This is a genomic window from Larkinella insperata, from assembly GCF_026248825.1.
In the GTDB taxonomy this organism is placed as follows: Bacteria; Bacteroidota; Bacteroidia; order Cytophagales; family Spirosomataceae; genus Larkinella; species Larkinella insperata.
Genome location: NZ_CP110973.1, coordinates 34,590 through 48,728, shown reverse-complemented (window position 1 = coordinate 48,728; position 14,139 = coordinate 34,590). Strand labels below are relative to the sequence as shown.

Sequence of the window (14,139 nt, the reverse complement as noted above, 5' to 3'; positions counted from 1 at the left end):
CCAGTCGTGATTAATCTATAGTAAACCGTGCGGGACAGTGTAAACTTTTCTGTGCTGTCATTCAGAATACCGTAACTAGTGAAATTTTATTTAACGCAGGCCATGCGAAGACATTACGCTCTCTTTCTAGTTTTTTATTTAATCGTTAGTACACTTTTCGCTCAAAAGACGACCAACTTTACCGGAGGCTATTCGGCTGAAGTCGGGGCTTTCATTTCTTCGACTAAGCGAATGCCGTTCTGGTTGCGAGCTAATCAATACGGTATTGTTCCACTAACTGCTCCCGTGGGAACGGTTCGATTGGGCGCACACGGAGAGTGGAAAGCGGACAGCACAGTTAAACGCAGCCGGTGGTTTGCAAACTATGGTGTGTATGCCGCAGGTAACGTTGCCCAGACCAACCAGATCGTGCTTCCGGAAGCGTATGCCATGACTGGCGTCGGAAGCTTTTACATTTATGCCGGAAAACGGCGGGAAATTATAGGGTTGGGCGATTCAACCTACACGTCAGGGTTTTATTCCTGGTCGCAGAATGCCACGCCCATTCCAAAAATACAAATAGGGACTAACGGCTTTGTTCCTTTAAAATTCACGAAAAGTATTGTCGCGTTCAATTTTCTTTATGCTCACGGATGGTTTCCAAACACCGATTCGGTTCAGGGTTCGTTTCTGCACCAAAAGTCACTGTTTGTCCGGTTTGGGAAGCCAACGTGGAAAGCTAAGTTCTACGCTGGCATTATTCATAACGTGCAATGGGGAGGAAGGTCTGACTATTTGAAGCAATCCTTAACCGTTGACGGTAAGCTCCCTTCTTCTTTCAGGGATTACACGGACCTTATTGTCGCTAGACCGCCCAGAAACCGACCCGCCAATTACCCGGGAATCGATTCGAATAACCAAATAGGAAACCACTTGGGATCTTTGGATTTCGGTGCGGAACTCATGGTTGAAAAGTGGAATTTACTGTTGTATTATCAACATCCATTTGAGGATCGATCGGGGTTAGCTTTTGCCAATTCATTAGACGGTCTATACGGTATTCGAATTAAAAACACAGGAAATAGGAGTGATTACAAATTCCGTATAAATCAGCTAACACTCGAATATTTTAATACTACCAACGGCGATAAAGTGCCGGAAGGCTTGACGGGACGCTATGAAGGGGACACTTATTTTAACCACAGCCAATACATTGACGGTTGGTCAACCCGGCAGCGTATAATTGGTACCCCATTCATCACTCGGGGAAAAGATATTCGCCAGGAATTTTCACTACCGTTAAATAGATCCAGGCGAATGATCATTAATAACCGAATAAAAATGGCACATTTTGCCTTTGCGGGCGGTTTTAACTCAGGCGTCCAATTGGAGACTCATCTTGCTGTTAGTCAAAATTATGGCCCCTTCGTTAATCCGGTATACAGAAACAGACACGTTAACCAGTTTTCGGGTGTGTTGCGCACATCAATTCCAACAACTTGGTTAGGTGGAGCCGAACTACAAGCCGCCGTTTCGTTGGATTCTGGACAGTTGTACGACAATGCAATTGGGGGGTACCTAGGATTAAGAAAACGGTGGTGATTATAGTCTTCTTGCTTTAGGGCAAACGCAGATGGGTGTGTAGTTGCTGTGTATACGTTTAGGGTTTCCTAGAAGTAGAACAGCAACTATTTTTTTTGCTCCAGAGCAACTGGCTGCTACATAGAATCAGAAGTTTTGAAGACCGACCCTGCTTCTCTTTTATTGATCTTCCTTACAAATTTAAACTTAAGCCTTCGGAAAGTGTCCTTGATTTCATATAATTTGTAACCTGATCGTTACACGGTCAGGCAATTTATAAATGAAATGATTAATTTAAGAAAGACTGGTTCTTGATTTTAAAACGGCCTTTCATCTCCTATTCTTATTAGGATGGGGCCTGGAGTTCGTCAGAATCTTCGTGAATCTGGATATTCATTAAATAAGTCATAAGCCATTCTAGCTCAGGATCTTGACAGCTTTCAGAGATTTTTTTCCAGACACCCGCCTTCGTCCAGCGTCGAAACCGACGGTATACAGAGTTCCACATACCAAAACGTCTCGGTAGATCGCGCCAGGGAGCGCCACTACGGGCAATCCATAAGATAGCGTTGATAAAAAGCCTATTATCGGTTGCTGTACGTCCTACATCACCTGGTTTGCCGGGCAATAAGGGTGCTAATCGATACCATTGTTGGTCTGTAATTTCGTAGCGTCGCATCAAATAAAAATAACAGTTGGCATTATCCTAGAATAAATTGTCAACAAATTCCCTTCCTAATTGTCAACACAGCTCCTGCTCTATCCTCAAATTCGTTATTGACCGTTAGATAAATTAATTAATATTTATGAGTTGGGTCATAGTGTCTGATAATTATGCCAGTTGGCTATGATAAACACTAGTATAGCTAACTTTTATCGAGGTTTTATGTCTATAATCCAATATTGAACATGACTGATAATTGAGAAATGTCAATCAGCGGTAAGGGTATAGTTCAACTTTTTGAAGGTATATTCATCAACGCTTAGCTAATTTAATTGACAACATTTAGTTCTTTTTGAGAATTTCTTTTATGTTTGTTTATCAATAAGCGAGGATGTGTAAAACTACTCACTTTAAGCTTAGATATAAATTTTTTTAGCGAAAAAAAATGTATTTTTTATTAATCAAACTAAAAATATCTGAGGTGATTAATAATTTGCCGGATTCAATATTTATTCTTTGAATTATAGGTGTTAGTGCTTTCTTATTGACATTAGGTTAAAAAAGTAAGTTTTCATATTTTTAAGCTATCAATCGATGAGTTAGTATGCTTAAGTGTGCGTTTTTCGTAGAATAATAAATTAGAGAACTTGTAAATTTTACTATTAAAATAAAAACTTGAGTATTTTTTATTTCGACTTGCTGTTGAACGGGATGGAAAGTGACAATGTTTGCTAGTTAGTTCTAGATCAGAAAGTTGACATGAATAGTTTAAGAGATTTTATTGTTTATTTATATAACTATAATAAGCTATGGGTTATAAATCAAAGAAGTATTTTTAGAATAAGCGCCTGTACTAGGAGTAAGTGGCAAGTTGAAAAAATAAAAATCACTAGAGCTCATCCGTATAGTGTTGTATATTCGTATATTAAGTAAACTGGCTTAAGCCAGACAACGGATTTTAATAAAAGTAATTAACCCAGCGGATGAAGGCTAGCAAATACTAGGAAGCATTTTTAAGTGCATATAAAAAAAGATGAAGAGTTTTGAGTAGCTTAAGCACTAGGTGATTATCAACTAAATTTGATCTATTTATTTGGTAGATAATTCCTAATTAACGTATATGTTTAACCGTAACTTAAACAAAAACTTTGAAAACGTTCTCCTAGACTCGCTGCCATTCATCAGTAGCCATACGTATGGCTACTGATGAATGGTCAGATCATCTCCACATAAAGGTGTTGGATTGATGCATCAAACTTGTTTCATCATCTAAAATTGGCCGCAGAACTAGCCGCAATTGTTTGAATGTAATGTTTAAAGTGTTGAATATGAATTTACGTTTACGTCATTCTTGGTTTGGGTATTGCTTTATTGGCTTAATTTTGAGTCTGGGAAGTTGTATTTCCAGTAAAGAGTTAGTGCTGTATCAGAAAGAGTTAACGGATAAGGACACCATTGTGGCTACAGCCCGCTACATACCGAAAATTAAGGCTGGGGATGTGTTATCTGTGCAAGTAAGTAGTTTAAGTGCGGAGGCAACCGCACTTTTTAATCCTTATGCTACTATTTCAGCGATGGGAGGAGCTCAGCCTGGATCAACAACTACACAACCATATACCCCTGGCTACACGGTCGATGAAGAAGGTCAAATTGAACTACCAATCGTTGGGAAAATAAAAGTGCAGGGGTTAACCAACACACAGGCGGCTACACAAATCCGACAAAAGCTATTAGAGTATTTAAAGGAACCTGTTGTGAATGTTCGTAATACGAATTTTCAGATTTCAGTAACGGGTGAAGTTGCTCGGCCAGCTCTTTTTTCTATTCTAAACGAACAGGTTACTTTGCCGGCTGCCTTGGGTATGGCGGGTGATATAACAATTTACGGAAAACGAAACAACGTATTGGTTATTCGAGAAGAAAATGGTCAGCGCACATTCAACCGGGTTGATTTAACCAAACGCGATGTCTTTCTGTCTCCTTACTTTTATCTACGACCAAACGATATCGTTTATGTGGAACCTGGCAAAGTAAGATTGGCAAGTGCTGACCGTACATCCCAATTAATACCCCTGGTTTTAAGTTCATTATCCATTATAGCGCTTATTCTATCACGTACTGCACTAAGATAAAAGTTAAGATCATGACAAATTCATACAATCCCTACCAGGTCTACGAAGTAGAGCAGCAGCCTGATCTGCGAGTCATGTTGATGCGGTATGTCCGCAAATGGCCGTGGTTTGTGGTTTCATTAGTATTGGCATTAGCCGGCGCTTATGTTTATCTGTTGTATCAAGAACCAGTATACAAGGTCCACGCAACGGTGTTGATCAAAGACGAAAAGAAAAGTGGATTATCAGGTGATGGCTTGATGAAAGAGCTTAATCTGTTCGGTAGTAACAAAGTAATTGAGAATGAGATAGAAATTCTCACTTCATTTACTCTGATGGATCGAGTGGTAAGTAATCTGGGCCTTGATGTTCGCTATTATTTTCCGACAGGGACTTATGATCGGGAAGTTTATGCAGAATCACCCATCCGGCTTATTCTCGAAAACCCGAATTCACAACTCTACGCAAACAAGCTGGAGATTTCATTCGTGAACAACAACTCGGTGCTTTTAAATGGCCAAACGTATCCCGTAAACCAGAGTATTAAAACTCCATACGGTCAGCTACGGATCTTTACCCGTAAAGCTATAAGCAACACTACATCACCGGTTATAGCAATAGTAAAGCCGCATTCTAAAGTTGTTAATGCGTATCTGGCAAGTTTAAAGGTTGAACCGGCTTTGAAGGAATCAACCGTGTTGGAAATGAGCCTTTCCGAGAGCGTGCCAGATAAGGGAGAAATGATTCTTACTCAACTAATCAATGAGTACAACAAAGAGTCTATCTCTGATAAGAATCAAGAAGCTAATAATATGCTTCGTTTTATTGAAGAACGGCTGAGTTTGATCTCGGGTGAACTTTCAACTGTCGAGAAAGAAGTTGAAATGTACAAGTCAACCCAAGGCATTACAGATCTGAGTGCCCAGGCACAGACGTTTCTGACAAATGTGCAGACTAATGATGTTCAATTGAACGATGTTAATATGCGCTTAACTGGCTTAAATGAAATTGAGCGTTATATTGAAAAGCAACCAGGCGATAAAAGTATAGCACCGGCAACGTTGAGTTTGAGTGATCCTGTTTTGAATGGATTGTTAACGAAAGTCTCCGAGCTTGAACTAAAGCGGGAAGAATCTTCGCGTATCATGGCTCCCAATAGTCCTCTTTTGCAGTCGTTGGATAGCCAGATTAAAGCGGTTAAATCAAGTATCTCGGAAAACATTCAGAACATTCGTCAGCAACTTACCAGCAGCCGAAACCAATTGCTGGCTAATAACCGTCGGATTGAGAGCATGATCCGCACCGTCCCAGGTAAAGAACGAGCCTTATTGAATATCACGCGTCAGCAGGTTATCAAAAATGGCTTGTATACTTACCTGCTTCAAAAAAGAGAGGAAACTGCTTTATCCGCTGCCTCAGCGGTATCCGACAGCCGAATCGTTGATAAGCCACGTACCGATGATGTTCCGGTTCAGCCTGTTAACAAGACAACCTATCTGCTTTTCAGCATCTTAGGCTTATTGGTTCCGGTTGGACTTATTGCCGTAAAGGACATGCTCAATAATCGGGTTTTGCGTCGTTCGGATGTGGAAGAAGCTACTCAGACGCCGATCTTGGGAGAAATTGTTAAAAGCCGGCAAAATTCGGGTGATAACTTAGTATTTAAGCCCCGGATGCAGTCTGTTATTGGTGAACAGATTCGGGCATTGCGTACAAACCTGCAATTTATGCGGTCTGATCCGGCAAAAAGCCAAGTATTGCTTTTCACCTCTTCAATTAGCGGGGAAGGGAAATCATTTATCTCGCTTAACCTGGGCGCTAGTTTAGCGCTGGTTGATCGTTCAACGGTAATTCTGGAGATGGATATGCGCAAACCTAAACTGCATCAAAGTCTTCATATGGAAAACCGTATGGGTTTGAGTAACTATCTGATCGGGGAGGCAACTATTGATGATTTGCTGAGACCGATTGCAGGATATGAAAATTACTTTATTATCACTGCAGGACCGCTGCCACCGAACCCGGCTGAATTGTTGAGTTCTCCCCGATTAGCTCAGCTCTTCGATGAATTAAAGGCACGCTTTGATTATGTATTGGTCGACTCACCACCAGTTGGTCTGGTAACCGATTCGCAGTTAATTGCTCCTTTTGCCGATGCAACCATGTATCTGGTGCGGCACGACCACACGCCGAAGAACCACCTAAGAATGGTAGATGCACTTTATAGAGAGCAACGCTTCCAGAAACTCAACATTATTCTCAATGGAGTAGGTGAGGGTGAGTCTTACTATTATAATTATGGGTACGGAAACTATTATGGTGGAGGGGAAACCAATAAAAAACGGCGCTTAGGGATTGGTAAATAAAGAAAGCTTGCCAAATCTTGAGATTCTTGTTTCGACTTCTACACACTTAATATAAAACGGACTTATATGCTTAGTGTTGACTCAGAGTACCAAACGTTGTATGTGTATGCAGAGCCAAAGCCCCGGCACTACAAACTGGCTTATAGGACACTAGGAAAGCGTGTATTTGACATTTTCTTTTCTCTGCTTGTCACAATTCTTGTTTTATCCTGGCTCATCCCGATTATTGGATTTCTAATACGGTTAGGCTCGCCAGGCCCTGTTCTGTACATTCAGAAGCGAACGGGTTACAAGGGCCAGTGGTTCTATTGCATCAAATTTCGGACGATGACATACAGTCCGGAAGCTACTTTCAAGCAGGCCACGAAAGGAGATAACCGAGTGACATCCATAGGCCGGATCCTTCGTAAAACGAATCTGGATGAAATGCCTCAATTTCTAAACGTGCTTATTGGTGATATGAGCATTGTTGGTCCAAGGCCACACGCTGTACAGCATGATCTCCTATTTTGGAACAATATGCCGAACTATCGGAAGCGGTATCGAGTGAAACCCGGAATTACGGGTTTGGCTCAGGTGAGAGGTTGCCGGGGTGAAACGTCGCATGACATGCAAATGCGTCACCGCATCACGTTAGATCGTTTTTACATCCGGAAACGGTCAGTATGGCTGGATCTAAAAATTTGCTGGTGGACGGTAGAGTCAATGATGAAGGGAAACGAGAACGCATGGTAAGAATGTATCAACTCTTTACCGTTGATTGTTTTCTGAAAAGTTTATAGCAAATGTCCACCGTATCACGGATCGTTTCTGGAAGTGTTGCCTCTTGGGCCAAAATTGGGGTTACAATAACATCCCAAATGGCAATTGTACCCCTGTACCTTACGTATTGGAGCGCTAAAACGTATGGGGTAAGTCTTGCTGTATTGGCTTTGACAAACCTTATCACAACGCTGGATTTTGGTCATCAAACTTATCTTCAGTTTGAATTTTTGCGCTGTGGAAAAGAGAATCGGGCGGAGTTGAGCCGGTATTTATGGTCGGGCGTTTTTATGGGAATTGCTATCTGCCTGACCCAGTTGACCATAATAGGCTTGATTCTGACCACCGGGCTGCTTCCCCATATCCTGGATAATGCCAACAACCTGGATTCTCAAACCATTCATGATGCGGGAATTTTGCTAGTGCTGCAGGGATGCGCATGGTTTATCAGCACCAGCATACCGGGTTTGTTTCAAAGAGCCCTGGCTCCTTTCGGGTACTATCCGCGGATGTCATGGTGGAACTTTCTGTATGCGTTGATTTCGACCTTTGCTCCGGTGATCGCTGTGATGTCCGGGGCAGGACTTCTCGAAACCGGTATGGTGAGTTTCGGAGGATCGTTGCTGTACAGCAGCCTTCTTTACAGAGATATGCTGCGTTTATTGCGCAAGGAAGACGTTTCGTTCAGGAGCCCGGATTGGAGTTTGGGCTTTCGTAACTTCTTGAGTTCGTTGACTTTATCTGCTAAGAGTTTGATAGAAAGCATGCGTCATCAGGGAGTTCGTCTGGTGCTTGTTCCATTGTTGGGAGCCAACGGTCTGGCGGCTTTCTCAACCATGCGGACGGGAGCTAATGCTGCTTTACAGGGATTAAATACCCTTACCAACCCCCTAATGCCTGAGCTCATGCGGTTCTTACATCAACGGGACCAAGCCAGAAGCGAAGTAGCTTTTGGAACCGTATGGGTAGTTGTTGTATCGGTTATGGCTCCAGCAGTAATAGTTATGCAAGCTGTTATCGAGCCGTTATTTACGGTGTGGACCCGCGGACAGATCGCTTTCGATCCTTTACTTTTTGCTGTACTATCGCTTAGTATACTCGTCTATGCAGCTGCTCAGCCAGCCATGGCAGTAATTGTTGGTAATAATTTGCTAAAACCTCAATTACGGTTATCGATTACAGCCGCTTTGGTTGTAGTTGGAGGTATTCTACTACTGGTGCCGATGATTGGTATGCTTGGTGGAGGTATTGCTTTGTTATCAGCCGAAGTTGTTGCAACCATTGGGTATCGAAGAATTGCTCAGCGCTGGTTGCAGGAAAACAGCATGGAATGGCCAAAATATCCTGCCGGCATAGCTACTATGTCGGTTTGGATCGCAGCGGTCGGGATGGGGGGGATGATACTGTTCCCTAATGCTAAAATCGCAGTTTTGGCGGTTTCTTTACTAGCACTGATCTGGAATGCATGGCGGTATTGGAACGCTTTACCTCCGCTAGCCACTGAACGTGTCCGGAAAATGCTTGGAAATGTACCTGGCGTAAGAAAAATATTGACTACTTAAACTTGCGATAAATTATGGCAAAAGTAGGTATTTACTATCCTGAATGGATCTTAGCCAGACATAATACTGATTATAAGATTGCAAAGAGTTTCTTTCGGTTGCAAGATTATTCAGAGAATGAGATGCTATCAGTAGCATCAAATGCCTACACGTGGTCCTTCAATCTGCGTCGAATAGCTAACCAGGTTATCGGACTTAAAACTCCCCTAGTTAAACACGGTTTGAGTAAAAAGGGAATGGAAGCTGACGTGATTTATCATTACAGTTCGCCTGTATATCCCAATTTATTTTTTAAAGCATTAGCTGACAAACCGGTTCTTGTAACGACAGGTTTCATGACTGATCGTTATATGATTGAAAAGTTCGGTTCGTTACCTGATCGGCAGAAGGAGGCAGATCTTCTGGCTTCAAAGCTTGAACCGGCCAGTATGATTCATTTTCATACGGAAAATGGCCGCCAGAGATTTCTAAGATACCGTCCTGAGTTTAAAGAGAAAACGATTTCTATTCCTTTCTTTCTGCCTGATCTTTCAGGAGACATAGAACCGGTAAAAGGTCTGAAAAGTGAAACAATTCACATTTTATTTGTTGGAAACGAGGGTAATCGAAAAGGATTAAAAGAACTGATAGCAGCTTTCGATTTGCTGGGCGCTACCTATTTAAACGAGAAGAAAGTCGAGCTAACCGTAGTTTCAAAGGATAAACCAGAGCCAAAAACAAACTTCGATATTACTTGGCATGTAAAACTTCCACATGCCGATGTGATGCAACTCATGCGGAAGGCTTCCATATTTACACTTATACCTAAAAGAGAGTCTTATGGATTAGTGCTTGTGGAAGCAATGTTGTCTGGGTGCGCTATTATTTCTGATAATGATGAGACCCGTGAAGAGATAATAGGCAATGCCGGTGTATTATTGTCATCAAATACTCCTGAAAGTATCTCAATCGCTTTAAAACAACTGATTGAAGACGCTCCGCACCGAACATTGTTAGGAGAAAAGGCTCGTCAATCCGCCAGAGATAGATTTTTGCCAGGTATAGTAGCCAATCAGTATGCCACTTGCTTTGAGGGTTTACTAATCTAAACTGCGGCATAAATTAGTTTTTTATGAAAAGATATATTAGTTCAGAAAGCAATTCGCGTACAGAAAAGACAATTCATCTGACAAGAAAGGAAAACAATAATAATTACTTTCTAGAAAGTATTAGAAGGTTTTCCTGGGCGATCCTTGGGGTTTGTGCGCTTCTCCAGTGCCTACTTTTTGTTAATTTTGAAAATATAATAGTCGTATTACTGGTATTGATAGCGTGGGGGCTTGTTACTAAGTTCTTCTTAAATAATAAGCAGCTTTGGGCTTTCCCACTTTCGACCTTCTTGATTGTTGGCTTTTGTGTAACACATTTTTATTTTCCACTAGTCTTTACCTTACTGGAAGGGAAACCGGTTGTATACAATTTGACTCAACCATTATCGGTTTTTTTGCATTCGCTTATTACACTGTTTGTACTCATCATTACACATAGCATCTACCGCTCATTTGACGCGCGATCACGTCTAGGAACTGCTCTCAATAAAGTTAAGTTATACGAGCCACCGACCGATATTCAAGTATGGGCAATGGGCTTCATTGGCTTAGGAGCTATGTTTTATATTTACTTTTACTCCCCTTCTGTTGGTCGAGAAGCAACCGGAGCTGCAGATAAGGCAATTCAGGCATTCGTTCCTTTTACATATGCCCCCTTTTTTATTCCATTTGGTAAGCTGTATGGCAAGAGAGAGCCGGTTTCGAAGCGATTAATATTCATGCTAATTGCGTTTACACTCTTGCTATTTGTTGTGAGTCTTGGTAGAAATAGCCGGGGCGCTTTTATGTTGGGCTTCACATCTGTAGTCTTTGCTTATGGATTAGGTCTGTTGTTAGGTTTATTTAAAAGCCAGTTGTTGACGTTTAAAAACGTATTTATAGCTGGAAGCATCGTTTGGCTCTTAACGGGTCCAATTGCCGATTTAGGGACGGCAATGGTTCTAGTCCGTGCACAACGTAATAGCACTGCTCGTTCAGAATTAATAAAACAAACTCTGGAGGTTTACCAAAACAAGGAAGCTCTGGAGGCTGCAAAGAATGTTGGAAAGAAAGAAAAGAAAGACTGGGATGAAGATTATATGGACAACATCTTCCTAGCGAGATTCTGTAATATGAAATACAACGATGCCAGCTTAGTTATGGCAGATAAGTTAAAGGAACATGATGCAGATATCTTAGATTTCTCTATTGATCGTTTGATAACAACTCTTCCAGCCCCGTTTATTGAAGCATTAAATATAAACGTTGATAAGAAGTCACTTAGTTCGGTATCATTTGGGGATTACCTGTATGTTAGGGCAGGGGCTGGTGAAAGTGCGCTTGGAGCGTTCAGGACTGGCCATTATGCAGGCACTGGCATGGCTGCTTTTGGTTGGTGGTATGTCTTAATCCTTGCACTGCTAATGTTGCCTGTCTATTTGTTGATTGATAAGTTATCCTTTAGAATAACTAATAATCAGTACCCTTCCTGGAACCCCAAAAGCAAAGAGCCAGGTTTTAGTCTTTGCGCTCTGCTGTCGCTAACGCTTGTGTTCACTTTTCTGCAAGCAGAAAGTGTAGTTTCCATTGCCACGTTCATTATAAGAGGGTGGGCACAAGTTGTTCTCTTATATCTTGCAATATTTCATATAACAAGATTTATGATAAGCGCTTTTCGAGGTTCTAGATTCAAAAAAACTAGTAATCGCGTTAGAGTAAACGTCAACACTGAAAGAGCTATTTTAGATAGTCAAATTAGTTTGAAGTGAGGTATTTCTTTAAATTTTGACCAACCTTTACATAAGGTAAAAAGATCTTATGTTTCACAATTGGAATTATAACTTCTGATTTATGAAGGTATTAGTAACTGGTAGTGCTGGGTTCATTGGTTTTCATACTGTAAACCAGTTTCTTAAGCACGGTTTTGAAGTTGTAGGTTTAGATAATATAAATGATTATTATTCTCCTCAATTAAAATACGCTCGATTACAAGAGGCCGGTATTGAGCAAGACGAAATAAAATGGTATAAGCCTGTAACGAGTACAATTAACTCAAAATATCGTTTTATACGGATGAATCTGGAAGACAAACAGCAATTGTTTAGTCTTTTTCAAACAGAAGCATTCGATTACGTTGTTAACTTGGCTGCACAGGCTGGCGTTAGATACTCAATAGAAAATCCCGATGTTTATATACAGTCTAACATCGTTGGGTTTCACTTTCTTTTAGAAGCGTGTCGGTATTTTAAGCCTACACATTTGGTTCATGCTTCTTCTTCGTCCGTTTATGGAGCCAATGCAAAAATTCCCTTTGAGGAAGAAGATAAAGTTGATGCTCCTGTCAGTCTTTACGCAGCTACGAAGAAAAGCAATGAGCTAATGGCACATGCATATAGCCAACTATATCATATCTCTATTACATGTCTGCGCTTCTTTACAGTTTACGGACCTTGGGGGCGTCCTGATATGGCTCCTATGCTTTTTGCTAAAGCCATCTCTACAGGTAAATCCATACAGGTGTTCAATAATGGAGAAATGGAACGGGATTTTACGTATGTTGGAGATATCGTTAATGGAATTTTTAAAACTACTTTAAGCGAATTTACAGAGAAGCCAAATTATAGAGTGTTAAACCTCGGTAATGGATCGCCGGTCAATCTATTAGATTTTATTACTGAACTTGAACGGGGTCTAAATAAAGAAGCATTGAAGAAATTTATGCCCATGCAGCCAGGCGATGTTCCTAAGACTTGGGCTAATCAGGAAAAGTTAATTAAGATAACTAAGTATTCACCTGATACAACTCTAAAGGAAGGATTAAGAAGGTTTACAGAATGGTACAATGAGTATTATTCAAATGGGAGAATGGACCACATAGCTTAATAGAGGTTATACCAGAACCAGAGTTCAAAAATCTCTGTTAACGAGGATTCTAAGTACTTTCTTTGCAATGGCTAAAATTATTTATATCGGTGAGTTGAATCAGGGTTCAAATGCGTATTTAAGGGCGCTAAGTTTACAGCGCATCGGAGAATATGTCGTTATGTATGACCCTAAAATGGTGGTTCAAAAGGATCTGAATTCACCAATTTTAAGTGCAATTCATTTTAGAAGTGGTTATAGATTCCTGCAATCGAAGATTTTAAAATGGGTTAACGAAATTGTAGTAAAGGAAAAGTACGCGGATCTAGTTTGGGTCAATAGTGGCGAGTTACTGGGCAAGCAATGTTTACAAACGTTGCAGCTATTAAATTGCCCTATTGTCCTTTATAACAACGATGATCCGACGGGGGGTAGAGATGGCCGGCGGTTTGATATGCTCTTAAAATCTGTTTCATATTACTCTTTGTGCAGCGTTTTACGCGAAGTGAATATTGAAGAGTATAAGGCGTTAGGTGCAAAGAAAGTTGTACGGGTATTAATGTCGTATGATGAAGTTATTCATAAACCCTTTGAAAGTCTCGAAGATATTGATCCAAAATACCGGTCAGAAGTCGCATTCATTGGTACTTGGATGAGACATGAAAAGAGAGATGAGTTTTTGCTTGAACTTATCCGGCAAGGAGTTCCTGTAAGTATTTGGGGTGGACGGTGGCAAAAATCGCCATACTGGAAACAACTTGAACCTTATTACCGTGGAGGAGCGTTGAATGGTCGTAATTATGTTGCGGCTATACAAGGGGCGAAGATCTGCTTAGGCCTATTGTCAAAAGGCAACAGAGATCTGCATACACGACGTTCCGTTGAAGTGCCTTTCTCAGGAGGAGTTTTGTGTGCTGAGCGTACTTCTGAGCATCAAGAAATGTACAAGGAAGGTGTTGAAGCCGTCTTTTGGTCGGATGCAGCCGAGTGTGCCGCAATTTGTAAAAGGCTGCTGAGCGATGAAAGTCTCCGCGAGAGAATCAGAGTTGCAGGTATGCAGAGGGTGAGAGAACTTGGAGTAGGCAATGAAGATATTTGCCGAAAGATTATTAAAGTAGTAAATGAGGACAATATGGTTTTACAGAACCGTAGTTCTTTTTGAATAGTTTTTTGAAAAAAAAGTTG

At 41.0% G+C, this 14,139-nt stretch carries 10 protein-coding genes; 9 read left to right on the top strand and 1 reads right to left on the bottom strand.

The window, feature by feature from the left end; all coding sequences use genetic code 11:
- Positions 1 to 78: 78 nt before the first annotated feature.
- Positions 79 to 1,581 (top strand): capsule assembly Wzi family protein, encoded by a 1,503-nt coding sequence (locus OQ371_RS00135; RefSeq protein ID WP_265991517.1) that lies wholly within the window; start codon positions 79 to 81, stop codon positions 1,579 to 1,581.
- A gap of 325 nt (positions 1,582 to 1,906) precedes the next feature.
- On the opposite strand, the gene OQ371_RS00130 is transcribed toward OQ371_RS00135, so the two are convergent.
- Entirely contained in the window at positions 1,907 to 2,239 is a 333-nt protein-coding gene (locus OQ371_RS00130; RefSeq protein ID WP_265991516.1) for an IS5 family transposase, read from the bottom strand.
- A 1,313-nt stretch (positions 2,240 to 3,552) separates the two neighbouring features.
- On the opposite strand from OQ371_RS00130, the gene OQ371_RS00125 reads away from it, so the two are divergent.
- The 8 genes from OQ371_RS00125 to OQ371_RS00090 all read left to right on the top strand — a co-directional run bounded on the left by OQ371_RS00125 (position 3,553) and on the right by OQ371_RS00090 (position 14,116).
- Entirely contained in the window at positions 3,553 to 4,356 is an 804-nt protein-coding gene (locus tag OQ371_RS00125) for a polysaccharide biosynthesis/export family protein (RefSeq protein ID WP_265991512.1), read from the top strand.
- A gap of 11 nt (positions 4,357 to 4,367) precedes the next feature.
- Entirely contained in the window at positions 4,368 to 6,701 is a 2,334-nt protein-coding gene (locus OQ371_RS00120; RefSeq protein WP_265991511.1) for a GumC family protein, read from the top strand.
- 66 nt (positions 6,702 to 6,767) lie between these two features.
- On the top strand, positions 6,768 to 7,436 hold the full coding sequence (locus OQ371_RS00115; protein WP_265991510.1) for a sugar transferase: 669 nt from the start codon (positions 6,768 to 6,770) through the stop codon (positions 7,434 to 7,436).
- A gap of 50 nt (positions 7,437 to 7,486) precedes the next feature.
- Positions 7,487 to 9,025, top strand: a complete 1,539-nt coding sequence (locus OQ371_RS00110; RefSeq protein ID WP_265991509.1) for a lipopolysaccharide biosynthesis protein — start codon at positions 7,487 to 7,489, stop codon at positions 9,023 to 9,025.
- 14 nt (positions 9,026 to 9,039) lie between these two features.
- Entirely contained in the window at positions 9,040 to 10,113 is a 1,074-nt protein-coding gene (locus tag OQ371_RS00105) for a glycosyltransferase family 4 protein (RefSeq protein WP_265991508.1), read from the top strand.
- A 23-nt stretch (positions 10,114 to 10,136) separates the two neighbouring features.
- Positions 10,137 to 11,861 carry a hypothetical protein gene (locus OQ371_RS00100; RefSeq protein ID WP_265991507.1) on the top strand — a complete coding sequence of 575 codons (1,725 nt, stop codon included), beginning with the start codon at positions 10,137 to 10,139 and terminating at the stop codon, positions 11,859 to 11,861.
- Between the two features lie 82 nt (positions 11,862 to 11,943).
- Positions 11,944 to 12,975: an NAD-dependent epimerase/dehydratase family protein gene (locus tag OQ371_RS00095; protein ID WP_265991506.1), complete on the top strand. Its 1,032-nt coding sequence runs from the start codon at positions 11,944 to 11,946 to the stop codon at positions 12,973 to 12,975.
- A 67-nt stretch (positions 12,976 to 13,042) separates the two neighbouring features.
- Entirely contained in the window at positions 13,043 to 14,116 is a 1,074-nt protein-coding gene (locus OQ371_RS00090) for a CgeB family protein (protein ID WP_265991505.1), read from the top strand.
- Positions 14,117 to 14,139: the final 23 nt, after the last annotated feature.

Bases quoted from the DNA above. Each gene is read 5' to 3' on its own strand.
- OQ371_RS00130 (WP_265991516.1), bottom strand. From the start codon at position 2,239: ATGCGACGCTACGAAATTACAGACCAACAATGGTATCGATTAGCACCC.
- OQ371_RS00125 (WP_265991512.1), top strand. From the start codon at position 3,553: ATGAATTTACGTTTACGTCATTCTTGGTTTGGGTATTGCTTTATTGGC.
- OQ371_RS00120 (WP_265991511.1), top strand. From the start codon at position 4,368: ATGACAAATTCATACAATCCCTACCAGGTCTACGAAGTAGAGCAGCAG.
- OQ371_RS00115 (WP_265991510.1), top strand. From the start codon at position 6,768: ATGCTTAGTGTTGACTCAGAGTACCAAACGTTGTATGTGTATGCAGAG.
- OQ371_RS00110 (WP_265991509.1), top strand. From the start codon at position 7,487: ATGTCCACCGTATCACGGATCGTTTCTGGAAGTGTTGCCTCTTGGGCC.
- OQ371_RS00105 (WP_265991508.1), top strand. From the start codon at position 9,040: ATGGCAAAAGTAGGTATTTACTATCCTGAATGGATCTTAGCCAGACAT.
- OQ371_RS00100 (WP_265991507.1), top strand. From the start codon at position 10,137: ATGAAAAGATATATTAGTTCAGAAAGCAATTCGCGTACAGAAAAGACA.
- OQ371_RS00095 (WP_265991506.1), top strand. From the start codon at position 11,944: ATGAAGGTATTAGTAACTGGTAGTGCTGGGTTCATTGGTTTTCATACT.
- OQ371_RS00090 (WP_265991505.1), top strand. From the start codon at position 13,043: ATGGCTAAAATTATTTATATCGGTGAGTTGAATCAGGGTTCAAATGCG.